This window comes from Pseudoxanthomonas sp. X-1 (assembly GCF_020042665.1).
GTDB lineage: Bacteria > Pseudomonadota > Gammaproteobacteria > Xanthomonadales > Xanthomonadaceae > Pseudoxanthomonas_A > Pseudoxanthomonas_A spadix_A.
Map to the genome: position 1 here is coordinate 307,252 of NZ_CP083376.1, position 24,389 is coordinate 331,640.

Here is a 24,389-nt window from a genome sequence, read left to right on the forward strand (position 1 = left end):
TTCCGAGGGCTTTCCGCCGCGGCGCGCTTCAGCCGGCGTTGGGACAAGCCCGGCCGCCACCCTTGCCGGCGCGGGGCGCGCGTGTGATAACGCCGCCGTTGCCCCCTGCGATGCCGCCCCGATGCACGATCTGTTCGACCTGTCCGCGCCTTGGTGGCACTTCGTGCTGCGCGGGGTGGTGATCTACGCGATGGTGACCGTGCTGATGCGCATCTCGGGCAAGCGCGCCATCGGCCAGTTCACGCCGTTCGACCTGATCCTGCTGATCCTGATCGGCAATGCCGTGCAGAACGGCATCAACGGCGGCGACAACTCGCTGACCGGCGCGCTGATCATGGCCTCCACGCTGATCGCGTTGAACTGGCTGGTGGCGTTCGGCTCGGCGCGGTCGATGCGCTTCCGCCACCTGGTGGAAGGCCGCGCCACGGTGCTGGCCCGCGACGGCAAGGTGTTCGCAGACGTGCTGCGCAAGCAGCTGGTGGCCGAGTCGGACTTCAGGAAGGCCATGCGCCAGTCCGGCTGCGAGCACGAGCACGACATCAAGCTGGCGATCCTGGAAACCAACGGCCACATCACCATCGAGACCCGCGAGGGCAAGTCGGGGTAAGGCCGGAAGTAGCGATAAGGCCATGTGGGAGCCGCCATGGCGGCTCCCACCAAACCTAAGGCGGGGCGAGCTCGGTCAGCCAATCCCGCGGCCGCAGATAGTCGGCCAGGCGCGCCTCGTCGCTGCCGGCCTCGGGGGTGAAGCCGTATTCCCAGCGCACCAGCGGCGGCAGGCTCATCAGGATCGATTCGGCGCGCCCGCCGCTCTGCAGGCCGAACAGCGTGCCGCGGTCGTAGACCAGGTTGAACTCCACATAGCGCCCGCGCCGGTAGAGCTGGAAGTCGCGCTCGCGCTCGCCATAGGGCGTGTCCCGGCGCGCGGCCACGATCGGCAGATAGGCGTCCAGGAAACCGTCGCCGACCGCGCGCAAATAGCCGAAGTCGGCTTCGAAGTCGTCCTGCAGATCGTCGAAGAACAGCCCGCCGACGCCGCGCGTCTCGCTGCGATGCTTGAGGAAGAAATACTCGTCGCACCAGCGCTTGTGCGCCTCGTAGCGCGCCTGGCCGCCGAAGGGCGCGCACAGCGCATGCGCGGTGCGATGCCAGTGCAGCACGTCGGCATCGACCGGGTAGAACGGCGTCAGGTCGAAGCCGCCGCCGAACCACCATGCCACCGTCTGGCCGTCGCGCTCGGCGCGGAAGTGGCGCACGTTGGCATGCGTGGTCGGCAGATGCGGATTGCGCGGATGGAACACCAGCGACACGCCGACCGCGCGCCACGAGGCGCCGGCCAGCTCGGGCCGCGCCGCCGAGGCCGAGGGCGGCAGCCGGCTGCCGGACACGTCGGAGAAGCCGATGCCGGCCTGTTCGAAGACGGCGCCGTCGCGCAGGATCCGCGTGCGCCCGCCGCCGCCCAGGGAGGGGCCAGAGGCCTGGGATGCGGCATCGGCCGCAGGCTGGCGCGTCCAGCGGTCCTCGACGAAGCGGGCCTGGCCATCGGTGGCCTCGATGGCGGTGCAGATACGGTCCTGCAGTCCGGCCAGGTAGTCGCGGACGATGTCGATGCTGGGGATGTCGGTCATGCGCGCAAGTGTAAGGGCCCTGCCGTGGCGCTCAGGGCCTGCCTTGGGAGTGCAGACAGGCCTTGGCGCTAGCGCGTCGCCGGCGCGCGGCCGAACTGCGCCCGCACCGGCGCCGTGCACAGCTTCCAGATGATCGCGCCGTGCAGCGCGGTGAACACCAGCGCCACGATCACGCTGAAGACCAGGACGACGGTCTTCAGGCCGGCCAGTTCCGGCGGCAGCGCGCCGCCGGCGCCGCCCAGCCCGGGCTGCATCGCCAGCGAGGCCTCGGTCATCGCCGGGGCGTACCACAGCGAGCCGTAGGTCAACAGCGTGCCCAGCGCCAGGTAGGCGATGAAGGCCAGGCGCGCCCATTCGCGGCGCTTGAGCAGGCCCCAGCCCAGCCAGGCCAGCAGCAGCGAGGCGATGGCCTCGGCCAGGCCGATTTCGAAGTAATGGGTCAGCATCCAGCGCATCAGCGGCGGCATCGGACCGGCGGGCTCGAGCAGCTGCAGATAGGCCGGGCTGGACACCAGGCCGGCCATCGCCATCTGCAGCGCGCCGTAGGCCACGCCGACCGCGGCCAGGGCCAGGGTGATCCAGGCCAGCACGGTGACGAAGCCCTGCGCCCCGCTGCGGGGCGAGGGCGCGGCGCCTGGCAGCGGCGGCGGGACGGGCGCGCTCACGGCGTGGGCTTGAGCGTGTCGTCGAACAGGTTGAGCACGCGCTTGTACTCGTCCAGCCACGCGTCGGCGCGGGTGAAGCCGTGGCGCTCCAGCGGATAGGGCGCGATCGACCAGTTGTCCTTGTGCAGTTCGATCAGCTTCTGGGTCATGTCGACGGAGTCCTTGAAGAACACGTTGTCGTCGATCATGCCATGCGCGATCAGCAGGCGGTCCTGCAGCCCGGCGGCGTATTCGATCGGCGAGGACACGCGGTAGGCCTGCGGATCGATGTCCGGCGTGTTGAGGATGTTGGACGTGTACTCGTGGTTGTACTGCGTCCAGTCGGCCACCGGGCGCAGCGCGGCGCCGGCCTTGAACGTGCCCGGCGCGCGGAACAGCGCCATGTAGGTCAGGAACCCGCCGTAGCTGCCGCCGTAGATCCCGGCGCGGTCGCGGTCGCCCTGGTGTTCGCGCACCAGCCATTCCAGGCCGTCCAGATAATCGTCCAGCTCCGGGTGGCCCATGTTGCGGTAGATGGCCGTGCGCCAGTCGCGGCCGTAGCCGGCGCTGCCGCGGTAGTCCAGGTCCAGCACCAGGTAGCCGCGCTGCACCAGCAGGTTGTGGAACATCTGTTCGCGCGGGTAGGGCGGATAGCCGGCGATGGCGTTCTGCAGGTAGCCGGCGCCGTGGACGAACATCACCACCGGATAGCGCTTCCCCGGCACCAGCCGCGCGGGCGCGTAGAACTTGCCCCAGATCACGCCGGCGCCGTGGCGCGAGGGCACCTGCACCAGCTGCGGCTGGATCCAGTCCACCGCCTTGAACGCCGGCATCCGCGTGTCGGTCAGCACCTTGGCCTGGCCGCCGCCGGCGGGGACCACCGCCAGCTGGCTGGGCAGGTAGCTGGCCGAGTACTGCACCAGCAGCGAGCGTCCGTCCGGGGACTGGCTGAAGGCCTCCACGCCGCCCTCCAGCGCGGTGACCTCGGCGACCTTGCCGGTCTTCAGTTCGGCGCGGCAGACCTCGTAGCGGCCGGGCGCGGCGCGGTTGCACAGGAAGAAGAAGCCCTCGCCATCGGCGGCCACCTGCGGCGCGGACACCTCCCACGCGCCACTGGTCAGCGCCCGGGTCTTCTCGCTGCCGCGCTGGGTGTAGAGCTGGGAATGGCCGCTGGCCTCGGACAACAGCCACAGGGTCTGGTTGTCCGGCAGCCAGCCGAACTCGTTGAAGCTCCAGTTGATCCAGGCCGGGTCGGTGAGGCGGTCGCGCACCTGCAGGCGTGCGTTGTCCAGGTCCACGCTGGCGATCCAGCGGTCCTTGTTGTCGGTGGCGCGCAGCAGCAGGGCGACGTTGCGCGAGTCGCCGCTCCAGTGGATCGCCGCGCCGCTGGCATCGCCGTCGCTCTCCACCCGCACGGCGCGGTTGCCCTTCAGCGGCTCCTTGCCGGCGGCCTTGCGCAGCTCGGCCAGCGGATCGCTGGCGACGCCGGGCAGGGCGTCCAGGCTCAGCGGTTTGACCGTGCCGCTGGCCATGTCGGCCAGCCACAGCGCCTGCGGGATCGGCGAATTGCGCCCGACCAGCGTGCGCGCCTCCTGCTGCTCGGCGTAGCCGGACTCGGTGACGTAATGCGGGACCTGGCCGGCGTCGCCCGCGTCGGCGCCCTTCTTCTGCGTGACCACCAGCAGCCAGCGCCCGTCCGGGGACAGCGCGGTCTGGCTGATCTGCACGTCCTTGCCCAGGTAGACCGGTGCCGGCGCGCGGCTGGGATCGGCCTTGCGCCAGGCATTGTCCTGGCGGCGCAGGGCTTCGCGCTGCTCGCGGTCGCGCGCCAGGGTGGACAGGGTGCGCAGCTGCTGTTCGCGCAGCAGGTCGGCCTCGGGCGCCTTGTCCGGGTCGTCCTCGGCCTTGGCCTGGGCGGCCTGGGCCACGGCGCTGCCGTTCCAGCGGAACCACTGGTTGCCCACCCGCCACACCAGCGCGCCATCGCTGGCGAACTGCGGCTGGCTTTCGTTCTCCAGCGTGCGCGTGAGCTGGGTCAGCGTCCCGCTGCGCAGGTTGCGCACGAACACGTCGCCATTGCGGATGAAGGCCTGGCGCTGGCGCCTGGCGTCGTAGACGGCCTCCGGCGCGCCCAGCGTGTCGCGCGCATCGTCGGCCACCCGCGTCGCGGCGCTGGCGCCGAGCTCCTGGCGGAAGGTGTCGCGGATCGGCGAGCCGTTGCGCTTGAGTTCGTACTCCACCGCGCGGCTGTCCCAGGTCCAGCGCGGCGCTTCCACCGGCGGACCGATCCAGTCCAGGTCGGCCATGACCTGTTCGATGGTCAGCGGCGTGGACGATTGCGCCAGCGCGGCGGGCGACAGCAGCAGGCAGGACAGGACGACGACGGGCAGGCGCATGAACGGGCGCTTCGGCAGGACAAAGAGCCGCGAAGGGTAGCAGCGGCGCGGGGGCGGCCGCAGGGACCCGCGTCGCGGCGACTTGCCCGGGCGGCGCCCAGCGGCGACAGTACCGTTCGCCCGGCGTCCAGAGCCGGGATGCTTTCGGGGGGAATGTCGTGATGTCAGCCGTCGTCGAATCCGCGCCGCAGCGGGCCCGGCCGTGCCCGCTGGGCATCGGCGCGCCCACGCGGATCATCGCCCGCAGCGGCGGCCAGGCCATCGACCTGGCCACCTTCCATGGCCACGTGCGCGCGCTGGCCGCGCAGCTGCCGGCCGGGCGCCACGCGGTCAACCTGTGCGAGGACCGCTACCGCTTCCTGGTGGCGTTCTGCGCGGTGGCGCTGCGCGGGCAGGTGACGCTGCTGCCGTCCTCGCGCGCGCCGGCGGTGGTGGCCGACGTGATGGACCGCCATGCCGATACCTACGCGCTGGGCGATCTGGACCTGGAGCCGGCACCGGCCGCCTATTGGCGCCTGCCGGACACGCTGGCCAACCTGGACGGCCCGCTGCCGGAAGTGCCCGAGGATGCGGTGGTCTGCATCGGCTTCACCTCCGGCAGCACCGGCACGCCCAAGCCCTTCCCCAAGACGCTGGCGGCCTTCCGCACCAGCAATGCGCAGAACCTCAGCGCCGTGGCCGACCTGTGGGGCCAGGCCACGCCCAGCCTGGTGGCCACCGTGCCGCCGCAGCACATGTACGGCATGGAGATGTCGGTGGTGATGCCGCTGATGAGCGATGCCTGCGTGCACGGCGGCAAGCCGTTCTTCCCGCAGGACGTGGCCAGCGCGCTGGCGCAGATGCCGGCCCCGCGCGTGCTGGTGACCACGCCCGTGCACCTGCGCGCGCTGGTCGAGTCCGGCGTGTCGCTGCCACCGATCGCCGGCTACGTCTCGGCCACCGCGCCGCTGGAGCAGGCGCTGGCGCAGGCGGCCGAGGCGCGCTTCGGCGGCGAGCTGCGCGAGACCTTCGGCTCGACCGAGACCTGCATCTTCGCCAAGCGCCGCACCGCGCTGGACACGGCCTGGACGCCGCTGCCGGGCGTCTGGGTGCAGCCGCAGCCGGACGGGACGCTGGTGCATGCGCGCCACCTGCCGCAGCCGGTGCCGCTGGCCGACCTGATGGAGGTCGAGCCGGACGGCCGCTTCCACCTGCGCGGGCGCCAGGCCGACCTGCTGGAGATCGCCGGCAAGCGCGCCTCGCTGGGCGATCTCACCCGACGCCTGCAGGCCGTGCCCGGCGTGCGCGACGGCGCGGTGCTGCAGCTGGCGCCGGACGAGATGGGCGTGGCCCGCATCGCCGCGCTGGTGGTCGCGCCCGGCATGACCGAAGCGGCGCTGCTCGCCCAGCTGCGCATGGCCATGGACCCGGTGTTCCTGCCGCGGCGCATCCGCTTCGTCGCCGCGCTGCCGCGCGGGGAGACCGGCAAGCTGCCGCGCGACGCCGCGCTGCGCCTGCTCGAAGGCTGATTCAAGGACGCATCAGGACGCGCCGGTCACGCTGCGCGCGTCACGCAAGAGGACTTCTTCCACGCCATGTCGGCCGTCATCGAAACCCTTCCCCGCCCGGCGCGACGCTGCGCGCTGGGGGCCGGAGCGCCGCAGCGGGTGATCGCCCGCGCCGACGGCCGCGACATCACCCTCGGCACCTTCCACGCCCAGGTGCGCGCGCTGGCCGCGCGGCTGCCGGCCGGGACCCACGCGGTCAACCTGTGCGAGGACCGCTACCGCTTCATGGTCGCCCTGTGCGCGGTGGCGCTGCGCGGGCAGGTCACGCTGCTGCCGCCCTCGCGCGCGCCGGCGGTGGTCGACGAGGTGATGGCGCGCCAGCCGGCGACCTACGCCCTCGGTGACCAGGCGCTGGCCGCCGCGCCGCCGCACTACTGGCGCCTGCCCGAGGTGCTGGACGAAGCCGACGGCCCCGTGCCCGAGGTGGATGAGGACGCGGTGTTCGCCGTGGCCTTCACCTCCGGCAGCACCGGCGCGCCGAAGGCCTTTCCCAAGACGCTGGCGCAGTTCCGCGCCAGCACCGCGCAGCTGGTCGCGGCCCTGGCCGACCTGTGGGACGGCGCGCGGCCGGGCATCGTCGCCACCGTGCCGGCGCAGCACATGTTCGGCCTGGAGCAGTCGGTGATGGTGCCGCTGCTGACCGAGGCGGTGCTGCACGGCGCGCGCCCGTTCTTCCCGCAGGACGTGGCGCGGGCGCTGGCCGAGGTGCCGGCCCCGCGCATGCTGATCACCACACCGGTCCACCTGCGCACACTGGTCGAATCCGGCGTGTCGCTGCCGGCCATCGCCGGCTGCGTCTCGGCGACCGCGCCGCTGGAGCAGGCGCTGGCGCGGCAGGCCGAGGCGCGCTTCGGCGGCCAGGTGCGCGAGATCTTCGGCTCGACCGAGACCTGCATCTTCGCCAGACGCCGCCCCGCCCTCGAGCGCGCCTGGACCCCGCTGCCCGGGGTGAGCGTGCAGCCGCAGCCGGACGGCACGCTGATCGCCGCCCCGCACCTGCGCCAGCCGGTGGCGCTGGCCGACCTGACCGAGGTGCTCGGCGACGGGCGCTTCCTGGTGCACGGGCGCCGGGCCGACCTGCTGGAGATCGCCGGCAAGCGCGCTTCGCTGGCCGACCTCACCCGCCGCCTGCGCGCCGTGCCCGGCGTGCGCGATGGGGTGATGGTCCAGCTCGACGGCCCGGGCAAGGTGCGTCGCACCGCTGCGCTGGTGGTGGCGCAAGACCTGTCCGAGGGCGAACTGCTGGCCGCCCTGCGCGCGGCGATGGACCCGGTGTTCCTGCCGCGGCGCATCCGTTTCGTCGCCGCGCTGCCGCGCACCGAGACCGGCAAGCTGCCGCGCGCCGACGTGCTGCGCCTGCTCGGAGCGTCGGCATGAAGCCGGTCGCGGTGATCGCCGGTGTCGCGGTGGCCGCCGCGCTCGCGGGGCTGGGCTGGTGGGCGTTGCGGGCCACGCCGGCGACGCAGCAGGCGGCTGCCGTGGCCGCCGCGGCAGCGCCGGCCCCCGCTGCCGCACCCAGGGTCACCGCGCTGCCGCCCAGCACCGCGCCGCTGCCGGCGCAGGACACGCCGCTGCGGCTGGTGTTCGACGATCTCAGGCGGCGCGCCGGCAACGGCGATGCGCGTGCGGCCTGCCGGCTGGCGGCCGAGCTGGAGCAGTGCGAGCGCGTGCGCCTGCAGCTGGCGCAGTTCGACGACATGACCGGGCAGCAGCAGCGCATGCTGGAGGGGATGGATCCCGCGCGCCGCGCGCGCATGCAGGAAAGCCTGCAGCGCACGGCGCTCGTGCGTGGGCAGCAGCTGCTGCAGGATTCGGAGCGCTGCGACGGCGTGCCGGCGATGTCGCCCGGGCAACGCGCCGCGCTGTGGCGCGACGCGGCGCTCGGCGGCAGCCTGCCGGCGCTGGCCCAGTACGCGGTCGGCAACGCGTTCCGGACCCGCGACACGCTGCAGGTGCTGCCGCAGCTGCAGACCTATCGCAACGAGGCCGAGGCGCTGGCGCTGCAGGCCGCCGAGCGCGGCAGCCTGAAGGCGACCGTGGCCCTGGCCGGGGCGTATTCGCCGCAGCGCGATACCGGGCGGCGCACCTATCTGGCGCAGGTGGTGACGCCGGACCCCAGCAAGTCGCTGGCCCTTTACCTGCGTGCGCAGCAGGCGCTGGCGAGCACGCAGCCGGCGCAGGCCGCGCAGGCGCAGCCGCCGATGCAGCGGTTCCGCGCCGCCGCGCTCCAGCGCAACATCGACTGGCTGCGCGGCAACATGTCCGACGCCCAGGTCGCGCAGGCCGACGCGCTGGCGCGCCAATGGCAGCAGGACTGGGCCGCGGCCGCGCCGGAAGAGGGCGAGGTCGCGTTCTCGCCGGACGGCGGCGTGCCGGATGTCGCGCCGAAGCTCTGCGGCGACTGAGCGCGCTCTTCCGAGGATCGAGGGATCGCTGCGACTGGGCGTTCTTTGGCTTAGGAGGGGCAGCGGTCCGGCGGGCGGTGGCCGCTTTTCCCTCGATCAGGGCATCTGCCCTGACTCGGACGCTCGGCGTCCTGCCTCGCTAGGCGCGGCCACCGCCCGCTGGCCCGGTGCCATGCGCATTGGGCGGATCGGCTTGTGTTCGAAAGAAGTCCCGATCCATTCGCAGCGGGGCCGTCACTCGTCAGGTGCGGACCCTGTCGGTGGGACCCGCCATGGCGGCGATGAGGCTTTACCGGGAAGGCCCCATCGCCGCCATGGCGGCTCCCACAGAAGCATGAAGCGCCGTCGATCCCTTCCAATTCCACCCGCCTTCTTACAGGCCAAGACGCCGTGGCCTAGGCCCAGTCCAGGCGCGAACGGCCAGTCCGCCGCTCGCGCTCAGCCGTGGACGCCGTCGATCTCGATACGCAGGTCGCGGCGGCACACGGCCGCGTGCAGGATCAGGCGCGGCACCGAGGGCGGCAGGCGCTGGGCGAGCAGGTCGGCGGCCAGGGGCAGCTCGGCGGCGTCGCGCACGTACACCTTCAGCCGGGTGCTGGCGTCGAACTGCGCCGGCAGCGTCGGCCGGTGCCGGCGCGCGCTGGCGAGCAGGCTGTCGAAGTTGGCGAAGGTCTCCTCCAGCTGCGCGGCGGTGGAGTCGCCGTGCAGGCTCTGGTGGCCGACCACCGAGGCGGTGCCGGACAGCAGCAGCGGGGCGTGCACCGACGGCGGCGGCAGCATCGCGCGGGCGAAGCTCGGCGGCTGCGGGCCGTACTGGCGCGGATAGCGGTAGGCGCTGACCTGGCGCGGGTTCTCCACCGGCGTGCCCGGCTGGCGGCAGGCCAGCCAGTACACCTGCAGGGTGCGGCGGCCGTCGACGCGCCCGATCGCGGTGGCGGCCGGCAGCTGCGCGGTGTCGAAGCGACCCAGGCCGCGCGCGCGGCCCACGCAGAAGTGGCGGTAGCGCTCGGCGTCGCCTTCGCCTTCGGTGATGTCGTCCAAGTAGTTCCACACGCGCAGCAGATGCGGGGTGGCGCTGCCGGGCACGAAGCCGGACAGCTGCGCATAGGCCTGGGCGGCGGCGGTCTCGATGTCGCCTTCGACCTCGTCGATCTGGATCGCGCCGAACTGCAGCGTGCCGTCGCTGGCCCAGGCGATCGCGCCCTCGCGCCCGCGCACGACCGGGCGGGTGCTGCGCCAGACTTCCAGCGGCGCGGCGCCGTGCGGCGCCAGCGGCACGCGCAGGTAGCGCGGATCGTCCTCGTCCGGGGCGTCGGGGCCGAAGCCGAACACCGCCAGCACGCGGTCATCGGCCAGCAGCGGGCGCGGCGTGGTGTCGTGGAGGTAGTCCACCGTCAGGGTGGACGCGTCGAGGGGCACGGAAGCGGAGAGCGGGTTCACACGGTTGAGTTTAATCGGCCTGGAGTGTGTCGCCGGTAAAGCCCTCGGCCAGCTGGCGCCGCCGGCGGCGCCAGGCGCGCAGGGCGGACGGCACCATGATCGCCACGTGCGCGGCATAGATCAGCCGGAACACGCGCAGCCGGCGCCGCACGCGCGGGCTGTCGAACACGTCGCCGGCCAGCATCGCCACCACCGCCGATTCGACCTCCAGCACATCGCGCGGGTTGGCGAACAGGTGGCGCATGGTCGGCGAGGTGAAGCGGTAGATGAACCACTTGAACTCGTCCAGGCCGGCGTCCAGCCGCCGCTGCAGCCGGCGGCGCAGGCGCGTGGCCTGCCGCGGCGCGCGCAGCGCGGCATCGACCATCGCCGCGCCCTGTTCGGCGCTGTGCATGGCCAGGAACACGCCGGAGGAGAACATCGGGTCGACGAAGGCATAGGCGTCGCCCAGCAGCAGCCAGCGCGGGCCGCTCATGCGCGTGCATTCGTAGGCGTAGTTGCCGGTGGCGTGGACCGGGGCCACGCGCTGGGCGCCGGCCATGCGCTGGGCGACCTCGTCGTTCAGCGCCAGGGTCTGGCGCAGGAAGCCTTCCAGGTCGCCGCTGCGGGTCTTGAGGTAGTCGGGGAAGCACACCGCGCCCACGCTCATCACATCGTCCGGCAGCGGGATCAGCCACATCCAGCCATGCGCATGGCGGTAGATGCTGATGTTGCCCGCGTCCTCGCCGGGACGCCGGGCCACGCCGCGGAAGTGGCTGAACACCGCGGCCGACTGGTGGCGCGGATTCTTGCGCTTGAGCTTGAGCCGGCCGCCGAGGAAGGCGTCGCGGCCGCTGGCGTCCAGCAGCCACTGCGGGCGCAGGGTCAGCTCGGCGCCGTGCCGGCGGACCCGCACCACGGGTTGCTCGCCTTCGAAGGCCACGCCGGTCACCGCCGTGCCCTCGTGCGCGTCCACGCCCCCGCGGCGAGCCTGCTCGAACAGGATCCGGTCGAAGTCCGCGCGCGGCACCTGCAGGGCGAACGGACTCTTGGCGTCCAGCGCGCGGGCGAACTTGAAGGTGTTGTAGCCGCCCTGCTCGTCGGGGAAGTCCGCGCCCAGCTTGAGCGTGCCGATCGCGCGCATGTCCTCCAGCACGCCCAGCCGCTCCAGCAGCGGCATGGTCATCGGCAGCAGCGATTCGCCGATGTGGAAGCGCGGGTGGTGGTCCTTCTCCAGCAGGGTCACGCGCCAGCCGGCGCGGGCCAGCAGGATCGCCGCGGTGCTGCCGGCCGGGCCGCCGCCGACGATCAGCACGTCGGGCGTGGCATCGGGCGCCGGGGTCGGGGCGGTGGCCAGGGCCGCGGCGGCGCCGGGATCGGCGGCGGGCTGTGCAGCGGTGGCGGGGGTCATGCGGTGCGAACCTTCGCGTGTGGCAGTCCTGACAAGGGCGTCATCATAGCCTGCGCGGCCGCCCGGCCCGACGGTTGCGCGCGGCCGTCCTTTGCACCATCGTGTCGCACCTTCAACGCCCTGGAAACCGCCGCCGCATGTCCGCGCAAACGCCCGAAGAACACGAACTGGCCCAGCTGCTGGTCGAGAGTCTGAACCTGGAGGACGTGGACGCCGGCGCGATCGATCCGGAGGCGCCGCTGTTCAACACCGGCCTGGGCCTGGACTCGATCGACGCGCTGGAGCTGGCGCTGGCGATCGGCAAGAAATACGGCTTCCAGCTGCGCTCGGACAACGAGGACAACCAGCGCATCTTCGCCTCGCTGCGCGCGCTGTCGGCCCATGTCCAGGCCAACAAGACCACCTGAGCCCCGGGCCCGCCCCGCACCCGATGCGCGCGCCTGAGCCGGGCGCGCCGGCCGACGCCGCGCCCTGGGCGGTCGGCGCGGCGCTGCTGCTGGCCATCGTCTATTCGCCGCTGGCGCACTGGGCCAACGCCTCCGGCCGCAGCGACCTGGCCGTGCTGGCCGGCGCGGCGCTGGTGCTGATGCTGCTGATCGAACCGATCGCCCGCCGGCGCTGGTGGGCGTGGGCGCTGTGCGCGGCGCTGCTGGCCGCCCTGGTGCCGCTGTGGCGCTCGCCGCATGCGCTGCTGCTGCTGACCGCCCCGCCGGTGGTGTTCACCGGCTGGGTGGCGTGGTTCTTCGGCCGCAGCCTGCGCGCCGGGCGCGTGCCGCTGATCGGGCGCATCGTCGAAGGCCTGTACGCCCAGGCCGGGCAGCCGCTGAGCGACGAGCAGCGCCGCTACACCCGGCGCCTGACCCAGGCCTGGACCGCGCTGCTGGCCGCCATGACCGTCGCCAACCTGGTGCTGGCGCTGTGCGCGGTGCCCGGCGGCGTGCTGGCGCAGCTGGGCCGGCTCTCGCCCTGGCCGATCCCCGACGCCCATGCCTCGCTGTTCGCCAACCTGCTCGGCTATGGGGTGATCGGCGGATTCTTCCTGGGCGAGTACCTGCTGCGCGGGCGCTGGTTCCCGGTGCGGCCGTACCGCAACTTCGTCGACTTCGTGCGCCAGCTGGCGCGGCTGGGGCCGGCGTTCTGGCGCGACGTGCTGCGTTAAGGCGGCCACGTTCAGGCTCGGCGGGCGGCGTTAAAAAATCGCAAAATCCCGCCGCCCAAGCGCGCGGCGGCCGGGTATCCTGTGGGTCATGAGCATTTCGACCGAGAACATGGACGTGCAGGCCTCGCGGTCCCCCGGGCAACTGGCCTGGGGGGTCTGGAACATGCTGCAGCTGGTCTTCACCCTGCTCTGGACGGCCACGCTGTGCAGCCTGGTGCTGCTGCTGCATGTCCTGCGCGTGCCGGTGGCGCGCCTGCTGCGCATGGCGCCGCAGGTCTGGGCGCCGGTGCTGGTGGCCGGCGCGGGCGCCCGGCTGGTGGTCGAAGGCGGCGAGGATATCGACTGGTCGCGCCCTCACCTGATCGTCTCCAACCACCAGTCGGTGATCGACATCTGCGCGCTGTACATGGCCGTGCCGGTGCCGCTGCGCTTCCTGCTCAAGGACGAGATGCGCAAGGTGCCGTTCGTGAACTGGTACGCGCGCGCCACCGGCATGCTGTTCCTGGATCGCGACAGCCGCCGCGCCGGGGCGATCGTGCGCCGCCAGGCCGCCGCCGTGCTGGCCGCCGGCCATAGCCTGTGCCTGTTCCCCGAGGGCACGCGCAGCCGCACCGGCGAACTGGCGCCGTTCAAGGCCGGCCTGCTGCAGGCGGCCATCGACGCCGGCGTGACGGTGGTGCCGGTGGCGCTGGATGGCTGCGGCAAGGTGCTGCCGCCGCAGGGGCTGTTCCGCGTGCGGCCGGGCATCATCCGCGTGCGCATCGGCGCGCCGATCGACCCGCTCCGGCCCGGCGACACGCTGGACCGCCAGGCGCTCACCCGGCGCGCCCACGACGCCGTGCGCGCGATGCTGGAACCGCGGATCTGAGCCAGCGCATGGAATTCGCCGTCGCGCACGACCATCCGGCCCTGCCGGGCCATTTCCCTGGCCAGCCGATCGTGCCTGGCGTGGTGCTGCTGGCCCATGTGCTGGAGGCGATCGCCGCCGCGCACGGGGCCCTGCCCGGCGCGCTGCGCCTGCCGCAGGTGAAGTTCGTGCAGCCGCTGCTGCCCGGCCAGCGGGCGCGGGTGGAACTGGACGGCGCCGCGCCGCGCTGGAAGTTCCGCGTGCTGCGCGAGGACGCCGTGCTGGCCAGCGGCGAGGTGGTGGCCGCATGAGCACCGTCTGGAAGCAGCGCCCCGAGGGCGGCAGCCGCCTGGCCCTGCGTCTGCTGCTCGCCATCGCCTGCCACGGCGGGCGTGGCCTGGCGCGGGTGCTGCTGTGGCCGATCACGCTGTACTTCATGGCGGTGCGCGGGCCGGAGCGGCGCGCCTCGCGCGCCTACCTGGCGCGCGTACTCGAGCGCCAGGTGCGCCTGCGCGATGTCGCCCGCCACATCCACACCTTCGCCTCGGTGATCCTGGACCGGGTGTTCCTGCTGAGCGGGCGCATGCGCGAGTTCGAGGTCGGCGTCACCGGCCTGGACGAACTGCACGCGCAGATGGACAAGGGCCGCGGCGTGCTGATCTTCGGCTCGCACCTGGGCAGCTTCGACGCGCTGCGCGTGCTGGCCCAGGAGCGCCCGGACGTGCAGGTCAAGGTGGTGCTGGACAAGGCCCAGGCGCCGGCGATGACCGAACTGCTGGCCACGCTCAACCCGCGCCTGGCCGACTGCATCATCGACGCCAGCCAGGACAGCACCTCGATCGTCATGGCGATCAAGCAGGCTACCGACGAGGGCCACCTGGTCGCGCTGCTGGTCGACCGCACGCGGCCGGAGGACCCGAGCCTGCCGGCGCAGTTCCTCGGCGCGCAGGCGCAGTTCCCGACCTCGCCCTGGCTGATCGGCGCGGTGCTCAAGGTGCCTGTGGTGCTCGCCTTCGGCCTGTACCACGGCCGGGCGCGCTACACGCTGGCCTTCGAGGCCTTCAGCGATGGCTTGGACGTGCCGCGCCGCAACCGCGCCGCCACCTTGGGCGCGCTCATCCGTGGTTATGCCGCGCGGCTGGAGCATCATGTGCGCGCCGCGCCCTACAACTGGTTCAACTTCTATGATTTCTGGAACACCAAGGCCGACCCGGATCCTGCCGCCGCGGATGTGGGCGCTGATGCTGACGCTGCTGTGCAGCGCCGCACCGCTGTCCGCCGCATCGCCTGACGCGGTCGATCCGGGCTGGATCCTGTCCAGGATCGCGCGCACCGGCGCCATCTCCACCCCGTTCGTCGAATTGCGCGGCTCGGCCCTGCTCAAGGCGCCGCTGCGCGTGGAAGGCCGCTATGCGCGCGACGCCGACGCGACCCTGGTGCGCGAGGTCACCGCGCCCTACCACGAGAAGATCACCCTGAAGGGCCAGACCGCCACGCTGGAGCGCGACGGCAAGGCCACGCGCACCTTCTCGCTGGCCCGCGCGCCGGAACTGGCCGATCTGCAGAAGGGTTTCGGCGCCCTGCTGAGCGGCGACGCCAGCCAGCTCGAACAGCACTACGCGCTGAGCACCACCGGGACGCGCCAGGCCTGGCAGCTGCGCCTGGACCCGAAGGACGCCACCGCGTCCAAGGTGCCGGTGCGCGGCATCCAGCTCTACGGGCAGGGCGCGGAGCTGCGCTGCATCGAGACCACCGATGCCAAGGGCCAGGCGCAGCGCACGCTGCTGGCCGGCGCGGCGCATGCGGCGCAGGGCGTGGATGACGGCGCGGCCCTGACCGCGCTGTGCCGCGGCCACGCCGGGTGAGCCTGCCGCCCGTCGCGCGCACCGGCCTGGCGCTGCTGTGGCTGGCGCTGCTGCTCGCGCTCGGCGCCTGGATCGGCAACACGCTCAAGCTGTCCGGCGACCTGCGCAAGTTCATGCCCGAGGCGCGGACCCCCGCGCAGAAGCTGCTGCTGGACGAACTGGGCGAAGGCCCGGGTTCGCGCCTGCTGCTGCTGGCCATGTCCGGCAGCGACCCGGCCACGCTGGCGGCGCAGTCCAAGGCGCTGCGCGCGCGCCTGGCCAGCCAGCACGAGGCGATCTCGATGGTCGCCAACGGCGACGTGTCGCCGGCCGATGCGATCCCGGCCAAGTGGCTGCCGTACCGCTTCCTGCTGACCGACCGCTACGACGCCCATCCGCTGGACGCGGCCACGCTGCACGCCGAACTGGTCGAGCGCGTGCAGGACCTGGGCTCGCCGGCGGCCGAGATGATCGAGCCGATGCTGCCGCGCGATCCCACCCTGGAGCTGCTGCACGTGGCGCAGGGCCTGCAGCCGAACAACGCGCCGCAGCTGATCGACGGGGTGTGGTTCGACAAGGCAGGCAAGCGCGCGCTGCTGGTGGTGGAGACGGTGGCCGGCGGCTTCGATCCCAGCGGCCAGCAGCAGGCGGTGGGCGGCATCCGCGCCGCGTTCGACGCGGTGGCCAAGGGCAGCGGCAGTCAGCTGCTGCTGACCGGGCCGGGCGCGTTCTCGGTGGAGATCAGCACGCGCACCCAGAACGAGACCCAGTGGATCGGCATGCTCGACACCGGCGGGCTGATCCTGCTGCTGCTGATCGCCTACCGCAGCTGGAAGATCCCGCTGCTGGGCGTGCTGCCGCTGGCCAGCGCCGGCCTGGTGGGCATGGTCGCGGTGATGCTGTGCTTCGAACAGGTGCACGGCATCACGCTCGCCTTCGGCTTCACCCTGATCGGCGTGGTGCAGGACTATCCGATCCATCTGTTCAGCCATCAGCGCCCGGGGCTTTCGCCCTACGCCAACGCGCGCCACCTGTGGCCGACGCTGGCCACCGGCGTGGTGTCCACCTGCATCGCGTATGTGACTTTCTTCTTCTCCGGTGTCGAAGGCCTGCGCCAGCTGGCGGTGTTCACCATCTGCGGGCTGGGCGGCGCTGCATTGCTGACGCGCCTGCTGCTGCCGGCGCTGATCGATCCCTCGCCGCGTGATTACGCCGACTCGCGGCTGATGGCGCGGCTGTTCGTGCTGATCGATCGCCTGCCGCGGCCACGCTGGTCGCTGCTGGGCCTGGCGGTGGTCGCGGGGATCGTGATCGTCGCCAGCCCCACCCCGTTCTGGCAGGACGACCTGTCCAAGCTGACCCCGGTGCCGCACGAATCCCTGATGCAGGACGGGGAGCTGCGCGGCGAGCTCGGCGCGCCGGACGTGATGTACGTGCTGAGCCTGCAGGCGCCCGACCGGCAGGCCGCGCTGGCCGCCTCGTCCGCTCTGCGCACGCGCCTGGACGAGCAGATCGCCGCCGGCAACCTGGCCAGCTACGACATGGCCGCGCGCTACCTGCCGACCATCGCGACCCAGCGCAAGCGGCAGGCGCAGCTGCCCGCGCCGCAGGCCGCGCGCGCGATGCTGGAACAGGCCACCGCCGGGCTGCCGTTCCGCAGCGATGTCTTCGCCCCGTTCCTGGCCGACCTGGAGCAGGCGCGCACCGCCAGGCCGCTGGACGCGCCGGATGTGGCCGACACGCCGCTGGCCACGGGCGTGAACGGCCTGCTGCTGGAAGGCGACGGGCACACCACCGCCCTGGTCTCGCTCAGCGGCCTGCGCGATCCGGCCGCGCTCACCGCCGCGCTGGCCGGCACGGGCGCGCAGCTGATGGACCTGCGCGAAGCCTCGCGCACGCTGGTGCTGACCTACCACCGCGTGCTGGTGGCCATGGGCGTGGCGGCGGTGCTGCTGGCCATCGCGGTCAGCGTGGCGCTGCGCGAGCGCCGTCGCATCGTGCGCGTGCTGCTGCCGATGGGCCTGAGCGTGCTGCTGATCCTGGCGGTGCTGCGCGGTGCGGGCGTGGAGCTCAACCTGTTCCACCTGATCTCGCTGATCCTCGGCGCCGGGCTGGGCTTGGACTACGCGCTGTTCTTCGACCATGCCGGCGACGATGCGGCCGACCAGCGCCGCACACTGCACGCGCTGATCGTGTGCAGCCTGATGACGCTGCTGGTGTTCGTGCTGCTGGGGCTGTCCAGCATCCCGGTGCTGCGCGCGATCGGCTCGACCGTGGCGATGGGCGTGGTGTTCAACTTCGTGCTGGCGCTGCTGGTCTCGCGCGAGCACGCGCGCGGCGACGATGCGCAGCCCGCACAGGCCCCCGCGCATGGCTGAGCGCGCCCTGCCGCGCACGCGCGCGGAGATCGCCCGGCTGGTGCCGCACCAGGGCCTGATGTGCCTGTGGGAGGAGGTGCTGGACTGGAACGACACGGCGCTGGTGCTGCGCAGCCACGGTCATCGCGCACCCGACCATCCGCTGCGCCGGCACGGCCGGCTGCACGCGGTGCACCTGTGCGAATACGGCGCCCAGGCCATGGCCGTGCACGGTGGCCTGCTCGGCCAGGCCAGCGGCGCGCCGGTGCGGCCCGGCATGCTGGTGGCGCTGCGCGGCGTGCAGCTGCACGTGGGCACGCTCGACGGACTGGAAGGTGCGCTGGAAGGCCATGCCGAGCTGCTGATGCACACCCCCGACAGCCAGCAGTACGGCTTCCGCATCCTGCACGCCGGCACGCTGCTGGCCGAAGGCCGCGCCTCGGTGATGCTGGGCTAACGCGCGGCGGCCGTGCTTGGTTTGGTTTGGCTTGGTTTGGTGGGAGCCGCCATGGCGGCGATGAGGCTTTACCGATCATCCCTCGGCACCGATAACAGCTGAGGCTTTACCGGGGGAAAGCCCCATCGCCGCCATGGCGGCTCCCACCAAGCCAAGCGAATCCAAGCAAAGCACGCTGCATTGCTACCATGCGCCCATGACTTCATCGACGACTTCAAAGCCAGCGCGGCGCGCGCCGGTGACCGGCGGCAGTGGCGACCTGGGCGGGGCGATCTGCACCGCACTGGGCGCGGCGGGCTTCGAGGTGATCGTGCATGCCAACGGCAACCTCGCGCGCGCTCAAGCTGTGGCGCAACGCATCGCCGAATCCGGCGGCCGCGCGCAGGCCGTGGCCTTCGACCTGGCCGACGCCGATGCCTGCGCGACCGCCATCGCCACGCTGCTGGAAGCAGGTCCGGTGCAGGTGGTGGTCAACAATGCCGGCATCCACGACGACGCGCCGATGGCCGGCATGAGCGCGCAGCAGTGGCATCGCGTCATCGATGTCTCGCTGCACGGCTTTTTCCACGTCACCCAGCCCCTGCTGCTGCCGATGGCGCGCACGCGCTGGGGCCGGGTGGTGAGCGTGTCCTCGGTCGCGGCGGTGATCGGCAACCGCGGCCAGGTCAACTACGCCGCGGCCAAGTCGGCCCTGCATGGCGCCACCAAGTCGCTGGCGCGCGAGATGGCCAGCCGCGGCATCACCGCCAACGTGGTCGCGCCCGGCGTGATCGAGGGCGCGATGATCGGGACGCAGTTCCCACCCGAGGCCATCAAGCAACTCGTCCCCGCCGCCCGCGCCGGCAAGCCCGAGGAAGTCGCCGCGCTGGTGGCCTTTCTCTGTTCCGACGCCGCCGGCTACATCAATGGCCAGGTGATCGGGGTCAATGGTGGGATGGCGTAGAGCTCGCCTGCCAAATGGGTTCTAAGTCCATTTTCCAGAGAAGGTTAATATTTAGACGCTATTGCCGTCGTATTTCTCCAGGGTCACTCATATAACTCAACATTATTTATCTTAAGGCTATTGATATCGATCTCATATCTCGCTCCTCCGCCTAGGATGGGACCCTCGTGCTTATCTCTTTTAAGAGAAAAAATCACGATGTAAGAGTCCGACGATTGTGCCAATCCGATCGAGTAATTTTTATAGTCATACACGTAGTTGGCGAGCGCCAGATTTTCTTTATCGAGCTTTGCTTTGTTTTTCTCTTCTATGAGCTTTTTCTCGAAGTTCTGCGCCGCCACCTTGCCAGCTTCGAAGGCTCGCTCAAAGTCGCCAGACGAGGCCGCGCTTGAGTAGCTCAGAAAAAAAATGGATAGAAATAACGATGAATTCTTCATTTCCCGCCTCCGAAGTAACGAATTACTTTTTCTGCGAAGGTAAAGTTGCTGCCTCCGCATGTAGTAACCGCATCTGCATTATTACTTGATGCAGGAGATATTTCGTAAGGATTACCAACGGTCCCGGCCTTGAGAATTCTTCCGGAAGGCGTTGCAAGCCAGGCACTGTCACCGTAGTTAATGCTTTGCAGGTCGGTCCGCGAGAAAGTCTCATCTCCCCATTCTGGGCCGCTCTCTGCGCCATGGGTATGATAGACCCCAAGAGCTCCCGAAGGCCTCTGGCCTGGGTTTGAATGGTGCGTAAGTCCTCGTTTGCCCGTGGTATAGGTATAGAAGCCATCGCTCCTTCTATATACCCATCCCGCGTACTCAAGGTCGGACGCTATGGAAATTCCTAATACGTCGGCCAGTGCATTGGCGGCAGCAACATCTGCGGACCTATAACGATCCCCGGCGGCGAGGCCGGTTGCATCAGCCATTACTAGTGGATTTGCTGCCGCGTATGAGTAGGTGCTAATTCCACCACTCAACCCAATCGGGTCGCTCTGGACGTAACGTCCGCTGTCAGGCTCATAGTCGCGGAAGTAGTTGTAGTTGAGCTCCGCGTACTGATCGTAGCGCTGTCCAGGGAACCGCATATCCAGGTTGAACGCGGTGCCGTTTCCATCCGGATCCTGGTCTGGCGCCGTGGCGCCGAAAGCTTCGCCCTTGATGTCCCACTTCCAGATCGCGGTGTTGGCCACCGGGTCGATGACCACGCGTGGGCTGCCCAGATGGTCGGGCTCGATGTAGCTCACGGTGCCGGCGGCTGCGGTGCGCAGGCCCACCGGCAGATCATCCATCCAGATCGCCTGCTGGACCGGGGTGCCGTTGGCGCCGTAGTCGCCGACCCAGTGGCCGGCCTCGTCGTACAAGGTGTAGGTGTTGGCCGTGCTCAGGTAACTGCGCACGCGCTCGCCCTTGCCGTTGTACTTGTAGTTGCGGGTGGTGGTTCCGCCGGCTTTGACGCTGCTCATCCGCCCCGTGTCGTCGTAGACGAACTGCTTGGCGGTCCCGTTGATGCCCGTGGTGTTGCCGGCTGCGTCGTAGGTGCGGGCAATGCCACCGACGTTGGTGAGCCGGTGACTGGTGGTCGGATAGCTGTAGGTCGAGGTGCCCGCTGCCGTGGTCAGGCTGATCCGGTTGCCGGTCTTGTCGTAGCCGTAGCCATCGATCACCGTTCCGGTCGGGCCATCCTTGAACTGGGTCAGCCGCCCCAGGGTGTCGTAGCCGAGGCCGACCTGCGGCAAGGTGCTGCCCGGCTGGGTCAGCTCCAGCAGGTTGCCGACCTCGTCGTAGTTGAAGCCGACTGCGAGCCCGCCCGTGCTGGCGTCATGGATGGCGGCCGGACGATAGTCCAGATCCAGCGTGCGGGTCATTTGGCGGCCATTGCCGTAGGTCCAGCCCGCCGCTGGACCGAACGGGTGATAGGTCGCGCCGGTGAGCAGCACCTGGCGGGCGCCCGCATTCGGTGTGACGCCCACCTCGGTGATCCGCCCCTGGCTGTCGCGCACATAGTCCACCACGACGCCATCGGGATAGGTCATGGCGGTGAGCTGGCCGCCCGGGGCATAGCTATAGCGCAAGGTCAGGGCCACGCCGTTGACGGTCTGCACCTTGCGGGTCAGGTCGCCAAAGCGGTTGTAGCAATACTGCGTGGTGCCGCTGCCGTCCTGCATCTTGGTCAAGCGACCGGTCGAGAAGGTCTCATCGACACTGCAGACATCCTCAGTGACATCGTAGGTGTACGCGACGTCGAGCGCAGGCGTGGCACGGTTAATCCCCGCCAGCCGATTCAGGGCGTCGTAGACGTAAGTGGCAGCCCTGTTCTCGGCATCAGTCTGCGTGACCCGGTTGCCGGCGCTGTCGTAGGTGTAGGTGGTGGTGCCGGTGTCCGGACTGACCTGCTGCGTCAGGTCGCCCAGACCGTTGTAGGTGTAGGTGGTCTTTAGGCCCTTGGGGTCGTTGACTTCGGTCAGACGGCCTAAGGCGTCGTAGGCGAATTTGGTCTCTGCGGCGATGCCGCCCACGTCCTGCAGCGTCCGCTTGAGGCGGTTGAGCGGGTCGTACTCGGACTGGGTGAACCGCGACAGGGCATCGGTGGCCGAAGTCGTGTTGCCGTTGGCGTCGTAGCCGTAATCCGTCGGATTGCCCACTGCATCGGCCTGCGTCGCCAACTGGCCGAGTTGGTTGTAGACCCGGCTCAGGGTGCGCTTGAGTGTGCCGTTGGCATCCTTGGTGTCTTCCTTGAGCCGGTTGCCGGCATTGTCCAGGGTGTAGTGGATGGTGTTGCCTGCGTTGTCGGCGATATCGGTGAGGCGGTGCGCTGCGTCATAGGTGTAGGCAGTCAAGGCGCCATCGGTCTGAGTGACCTGCTTGACTAGGCCGGTGGGCCAGTAGTCGATGGTCGTGATCCGGTCGTCGGACTCGGTACTGCTGTCGGCGCCACGCACCTTGGTGGCGGTCAGCCAGCCGCGCGGGCTGTAGCTGTAGTCGGTGACCACGCCGTTGGCATCCTTGACCGACAGCGTCCGGCCGGCCGCATCGTAGGCCAGGGTCTCGGTGACCTGACCCAGGGCGTTGGTGACCTTCCACAGGTCGCCCCTGCGGTAAGCGCAATTGCCGCCAGTGGCGCAGCCGGCACCATCGGCTGGATAGTAGGCGTACTGGGTGAGGTCGGACACGTCCGTGCGCGGGCCGTCGATCGATTTCACCAGGCCCAGGATGGGGCAGGTGCCGCCGCTGGCTGACACGTCGGCGGCCTCGCAGTAGGTAACGGTGGTGGCACGCGATGCCTGAGAGTCCAGGTCGGTGACGGTGATAGCGATTGGTTGCAGGCGTGCGTTGCGCGTGTAGGACGTGAGCTGGGCATCGCTCTCAACCGAGAACGTGCGGTTGGAGTCGGCCAGTGTGCGGCTGATGGACGTGCGTTGTCCGGGAAGTCCGAAGGCTTCTTGCACTGTTTGGACGTTCATCGCGACGCCGGATTCGGTGGTCTCCGTATAAATGTGCTTAGTGACCGTGCCGTTGCGATCGGTACTGGTATCCAGGCGGCGGCGGAAGTCGGTCGCCTGGTCGTAGTACGCGTAGCTTGCGGTGCCGGCGCTGTTGGCAATTGCCGACACTTTCGGTGTGCCGCCGCCCGCATCGGTCAGAGTGTAGGTTGTCTGCTCACCCAGTGCGTCGGTGACGAGGGTGCCGGTCGACGAATAGGACAGGGTGACGCCATCGGCACCGCCGGAGTGCTGGCTGGAGATCACGCGCCCCTTGGCGTCGTATGCGAATATGCTGAATCGCTGGCCGTCTTCGGCGGTGATTCCTGTTAGGTGGCGTGGAAAGCGCGTGTCTTCATAGTGGTATATGCGCTGCCCACCATCCGGATAGGTGACGGTCTTGAGTCGTCCATTGTCGTAGGTATAGGTTACGAGTTGGACGCCGGCCGAAGAGATGCCGGTAATGAGCGCATCACTTGATGCATCTGTGTATTGGAACTCGACAGATCGCCCCTGAAGCGAAGTGATCGAGCTGCGTCTTCCGTACGCATCGTAGCTGTAGGACAGGACAGCACCATCTTGATTCTCACGCGAGATCACGTGACCAAGTTGGTCGAAGGTATATATGGCGTCCTGGCGATACAGCCTCCATTGGTCTCCGATCTGGATCAAGCGCTCACCGCTACCATCGGCGGCCCTATAGCCGCCGCTAACCGCTTGAAAGGGCAACACATAGCCGCTTCCTTCCACCAAACCGACTGAGGAGGAGCTGATCGCAAGATGTATCTGGTGCGAATCAGACCAGCCAAGCCCCAAGCCACCGGATACATTGGCGACCCTTGAATGGTAATAGCGTGACAAGGCGATCCAACCGAGATTGAAGTCCTCCTCTGTCTCAAACTTCTCCCCCGTCTTGACATCACAGGGATTTCCTACGAACCCGGATGGCCCACCTGCGGCACCGTCGCATTGTGTTTGGCTTGTGACAATGGTCGCGGTTATCTCCTCATTGACGCATGCGTTCTGACTGTTTTTCCAGTAGAGGTATGGGTTTGGGCATATTGAAGCGCGCATCGCCTGAAATGTACTGGCGTAAGGCGAGCACGATCCGTCGATATCGTCATATGTTTCACCCCCATATGAATAATCGGCGAGATCGAATCCGTCATATCCTTGCACATATGGGTTTGGGTACCAGTCGCTTGTGCGTGAGAAGTAGGAAGAAGAGCAGGGTGGCGATTCGCCTGCGTTAAAGGAGGCTACCATGAGAACATTCAACTCATCTTCTGTTTCGGCACTGAGTCCACCCGTCCCATAGAAAATGAATGTTCTGTCCTTCTTTCCCATCCAGTATGTGATTGTGGTCTGACCGTCGACTGTAACGGACTGGCCCTTGATTTCAGTGACATACTGATAGGCATCCGCCGCATTGGAAGGCCCCGGAATTGTTCTTATCGCAGCCTCTGCTTGCTGCTGAGTTGCGTAAGTTCCGAACAAGCCGCCGGTCGGCGTATAAACCGAAAACATTTGATCGCTTTCCTGGGCGGTCGCCACGGTCGCCCACGTCGCGCTCGTCAGAATCAAGAGGCCTGACAGGAAAAACGATAGCTTTGAAGTGAACATCCATCTCCTCCTTGAGATTCCTTGGAACAGCATGAGCATGTCATGACTGCATTGGCTTCGAGTTCCCTTCGAGCCATAGCTTAGCCGCGTGCACCCATCAGGCACGGATCGCTGCCAGCTTTAGCATCAGCAGCACTTTGATGCTGCATCTTCAACAGCACTACTAGTCCGTTTTCTATACCACGTCAAGGCGACATCGGATGCATGGCTTAAACCGTGAGGACGATCTCTCTCAAGCTT

The 24,389-nt window shown here is 69.4% G+C and carries 20 protein-coding genes; 13 read left to right on the forward strand and 7 right to left on the reverse strand.

Features of this window, described 5'->3' with window-relative positions; translation table 11 throughout:
- Positions 1 to 121: 121 nt before the first annotated feature.
- Positions 122 to 607, forward strand: a complete 486-nt coding sequence (locus LAJ50_RS01370; RefSeq protein ID WP_130551174.1) for a YetF domain-containing protein — start codon at positions 122 to 124, stop codon at positions 605 to 607.
- Between the two features lie 55 nt (positions 608 to 662).
- On the opposite strand, the gene hemF is transcribed toward LAJ50_RS01370, so the two are convergent.
- The 3 genes from hemF to LAJ50_RS01385 form a co-directional block, all read right to left on the reverse strand.
- The gene (hemF, locus tag LAJ50_RS01375) at positions 663 to 1,619 is read right to left on the reverse strand and encodes an oxygen-dependent coproporphyrinogen oxidase (protein WP_138653798.1); all 957 of its coding nucleotides are present in this window, start codon (positions 1,617 to 1,619) and stop codon (positions 663 to 665) included.
- A gap of 77 nt (positions 1,620 to 1,696) precedes the next feature.
- The gene (locus tag LAJ50_RS01380) at positions 1,697 to 2,293 is read right to left on the reverse strand and encodes a hypothetical protein (protein WP_138653744.1); all 597 of its coding nucleotides are present in this window, start codon (positions 2,291 to 2,293) and stop codon (positions 1,697 to 1,699) included.
- A complete protein-coding gene (locus tag LAJ50_RS01385) occupies positions 2,290 to 4,662 on the reverse strand; it encodes a S9 family peptidase (protein ID WP_171044622.1) in 2,373 nt (790 codons plus the stop codon). The genes LAJ50_RS01380 and LAJ50_RS01385 overlap by 4 nt, the downstream gene beginning before the upstream one ends.
- A 167-nt stretch (positions 4,663 to 4,829) precedes the next feature.
- On the opposite strand from LAJ50_RS01385, the gene LAJ50_RS01390 reads away from it, so the two are divergent.
- The 3 genes from LAJ50_RS01390 (at position 4,830) to LAJ50_RS01400 (ending at position 8,620) form a co-directional block, all read left to right on the forward strand.
- Positions 4,830 to 6,176 carry an AMP-binding protein gene (locus LAJ50_RS01390; RefSeq protein WP_138653740.1) on the forward strand — a complete coding sequence of 449 codons (1,347 nt, stop codon included), beginning with the start codon at positions 4,830 to 4,832 and terminating at the stop codon, positions 6,174 to 6,176.
- A 66-nt stretch (positions 6,177 to 6,242) separates the two neighbouring features.
- Positions 6,243 to 7,592, forward strand: a complete 1,350-nt coding sequence (locus LAJ50_RS01395) for an AMP-binding protein (RefSeq protein ID WP_138653738.1) — start codon at positions 6,243 to 6,245, stop codon at positions 7,590 to 7,592.
- Positions 7,589 to 8,620 carry a hypothetical protein gene (locus tag LAJ50_RS01400; protein WP_171044618.1) on the forward strand — a complete coding sequence of 344 codons (1,032 nt, stop codon included), beginning with the start codon at positions 7,589 to 7,591 and terminating at the stop codon, positions 8,618 to 8,620. Before LAJ50_RS01395 ends, LAJ50_RS01400 begins: the two co-directional genes overlap by 4 nt.
- A gap of 438 nt (positions 8,621 to 9,058) precedes the next feature.
- Here LAJ50_RS01400 and LAJ50_RS01405 read toward each other — a convergent pair whose 3' ends face one another.
- The gene (locus LAJ50_RS01405; protein ID WP_224096429.1) at positions 9,059 to 10,039 is read right to left on the reverse strand and encodes a pteridine-dependent deoxygenase; all 981 of its coding nucleotides are present in this window, start codon (positions 10,037 to 10,039) and stop codon (positions 9,059 to 9,061) included.
- A 31-nt stretch (positions 10,040 to 10,070) separates the two neighbouring features.
- Positions 10,071 to 11,354 (reverse strand): NAD(P)/FAD-dependent oxidoreductase, encoded by a 1,284-nt coding sequence (locus tag LAJ50_RS01410; protein ID WP_224096627.1) that lies wholly within the window; start codon positions 11,352 to 11,354, stop codon positions 10,071 to 10,073.
- A gap of 233 nt (positions 11,355 to 11,587) precedes the next feature.
- Here LAJ50_RS01410 and LAJ50_RS01415 point away from each other — a divergent pair, with 233 nt between their 5' ends.
- From LAJ50_RS01415 to fabG, 9 genes are all read left to right on the forward strand, one after another.
- Positions 11,588 to 11,857 (forward strand): phosphopantetheine-binding protein, encoded by a 270-nt coding sequence (locus LAJ50_RS01415; RefSeq protein ID WP_130551168.1) that lies wholly within the window; start codon positions 11,588 to 11,590, stop codon positions 11,855 to 11,857.
- A 23-nt stretch (positions 11,858 to 11,880) separates the two neighbouring features.
- On the forward strand, positions 11,881 to 12,609 hold the full coding sequence (locus tag LAJ50_RS01420; RefSeq protein ID WP_171044616.1) for a ketosynthase: 729 nt from the start codon (positions 11,881 to 11,883) through the stop codon (positions 12,607 to 12,609).
- A 115-nt stretch (positions 12,610 to 12,724) separates the two neighbouring features.
- Positions 12,725 to 13,477: a lysophospholipid acyltransferase family protein gene (locus tag LAJ50_RS01425; protein WP_171044621.1), complete on the forward strand. Its 753-nt coding sequence runs from the start codon at positions 12,725 to 12,727 to the stop codon at positions 13,475 to 13,477.
- Positions 13,478 to 13,485: 8 nt separating this feature from the next.
- Positions 13,486 to 13,767 carry a hypothetical protein gene (locus tag LAJ50_RS01430; protein ID WP_138653734.1) on the forward strand — a complete coding sequence of 94 codons (282 nt, stop codon included), beginning with the start codon at positions 13,486 to 13,488 and terminating at the stop codon, positions 13,765 to 13,767.
- A complete protein-coding gene (locus LAJ50_RS01435; RefSeq protein ID WP_130551166.1) occupies positions 13,764 to 14,747 on the forward strand; it encodes an acyltransferase in 984 nt (327 codons plus the stop codon). The genes LAJ50_RS01430 and LAJ50_RS01435 overlap by 4 nt, the downstream gene beginning before the upstream one ends.
- Complete coding sequence (locus LAJ50_RS01440; RefSeq protein WP_138653732.1) at positions 14,698 to 15,321, forward strand: LolA-related protein; 624 nt, start codon at positions 14,698 to 14,700, stop codon at positions 15,319 to 15,321. The genes LAJ50_RS01435 and LAJ50_RS01440 overlap by 50 nt, the downstream gene beginning before the upstream one ends.
- Positions 15,318 to 17,678 (forward strand): MMPL family transporter, encoded by a 2,361-nt coding sequence (locus tag LAJ50_RS01445; RefSeq protein ID WP_224096430.1) that lies wholly within the window; start codon positions 15,318 to 15,320, stop codon positions 17,676 to 17,678. The genes LAJ50_RS01440 and LAJ50_RS01445 overlap by 4 nt, the downstream gene beginning before the upstream one ends.
- A complete protein-coding gene (locus LAJ50_RS01450) occupies positions 17,671 to 18,114 on the forward strand; it encodes a phosphotransferase (RefSeq protein WP_138653730.1) in 444 nt (147 codons plus the stop codon). The genes LAJ50_RS01445 and LAJ50_RS01450 overlap by 8 nt, the downstream gene beginning before the upstream one ends.
- 196 nt (positions 18,115 to 18,310) lie before the next feature.
- Positions 18,311 to 19,057 carry a 3-oxoacyl-ACP reductase FabG gene (fabG, locus tag LAJ50_RS01455; protein ID WP_138653728.1) on the forward strand — a complete coding sequence of 249 codons (747 nt, stop codon included), beginning with the start codon at positions 18,311 to 18,313 and terminating at the stop codon, positions 19,055 to 19,057.
- Positions 19,058 to 19,140: 83 nt separating this feature from the next.
- Here fabG and LAJ50_RS01460 read toward each other — a convergent pair whose 3' ends face one another.
- On the reverse strand, positions 19,141 to 19,494 hold the full coding sequence (locus LAJ50_RS01460; protein ID WP_130551162.1) for a hypothetical protein: 354 nt from the start codon (positions 19,492 to 19,494) through the stop codon (positions 19,141 to 19,143).
- Positions 19,491 to 24,149: a DUF4329 domain-containing protein gene (locus tag LAJ50_RS01465; protein WP_165424120.1), complete on the reverse strand. Its 4,659-nt coding sequence runs from the start codon at positions 24,147 to 24,149 to the stop codon at positions 19,491 to 19,493. The genes LAJ50_RS01460 and LAJ50_RS01465 overlap by 4 nt, the downstream gene beginning before the upstream one ends.
- Positions 24,150 to 24,389: the final 240 nt, after the last annotated feature.

What these genes read in the sequence shown, in the direction of transcription:
- LAJ50_RS01370 (WP_130551174.1), top strand. Translation starts at nt 122, where the DNA reads ATGCACGATCTGTTCGACCTGTCCGCGCCTTGGTGGCACTTCGTGCTG.
- LAJ50_RS01390 (WP_138653740.1), top strand. Translation starts at nt 4,830, where the DNA reads ATGTCAGCCGTCGTCGAATCCGCGCCGCAGCGGGCCCGGCCGTGCCCG.
- LAJ50_RS01395 (WP_138653738.1), top strand. Translation starts at nt 6,243, where the DNA reads ATGTCGGCCGTCATCGAAACCCTTCCCCGCCCGGCGCGACGCTGCGCG.
- LAJ50_RS01400 (WP_171044618.1), top strand. Translation starts at nt 7,589, where the DNA reads ATGAAGCCGGTCGCGGTGATCGCCGGTGTCGCGGTGGCCGCCGCGCTC.
- LAJ50_RS01415 (WP_130551168.1), top strand. Translation starts at nt 11,588, where the DNA reads ATGTCCGCGCAAACGCCCGAAGAACACGAACTGGCCCAGCTGCTGGTC.
- LAJ50_RS01420 (WP_171044616.1), top strand. Translation starts at nt 11,881, where the DNA reads ATGCGCGCGCCTGAGCCGGGCGCGCCGGCCGACGCCGCGCCCTGGGCG.
- LAJ50_RS01430 (WP_138653734.1), top strand. Translation starts at nt 13,486, where the DNA reads ATGGAATTCGCCGTCGCGCACGACCATCCGGCCCTGCCGGGCCATTTC.
- LAJ50_RS01435 (WP_130551166.1), top strand. Translation starts at nt 13,764, where the DNA reads ATGAGCACCGTCTGGAAGCAGCGCCCCGAGGGCGGCAGCCGCCTGGCC.
- LAJ50_RS01440 (WP_138653732.1), top strand. Translation starts at nt 14,698, where the DNA reads ATGCTGACGCTGCTGTGCAGCGCCGCACCGCTGTCCGCCGCATCGCCT.
- LAJ50_RS01450 (WP_138653730.1), top strand. Translation starts at nt 17,671, where the DNA reads ATGGCTGAGCGCGCCCTGCCGCGCACGCGCGCGGAGATCGCCCGGCTG.
- fabG (WP_138653728.1), top strand. Translation starts at nt 18,311, where the DNA reads ATGACTTCATCGACGACTTCAAAGCCAGCGCGGCGCGCGCCGGTGACC.
- LAJ50_RS01460 (WP_130551162.1), bottom strand. Translation starts at nt 19,494, where the DNA reads ATGAAGAATTCATCGTTATTTCTATCCATTTTTTTTCTGAGCTACTCA.
- LAJ50_RS01465 (WP_165424120.1), bottom strand. Translation starts at nt 24,149, where the DNA reads ATGTTCACTTCAAAGCTATCGTTTTTCCTGTCAGGCCTCTTGATTCTG.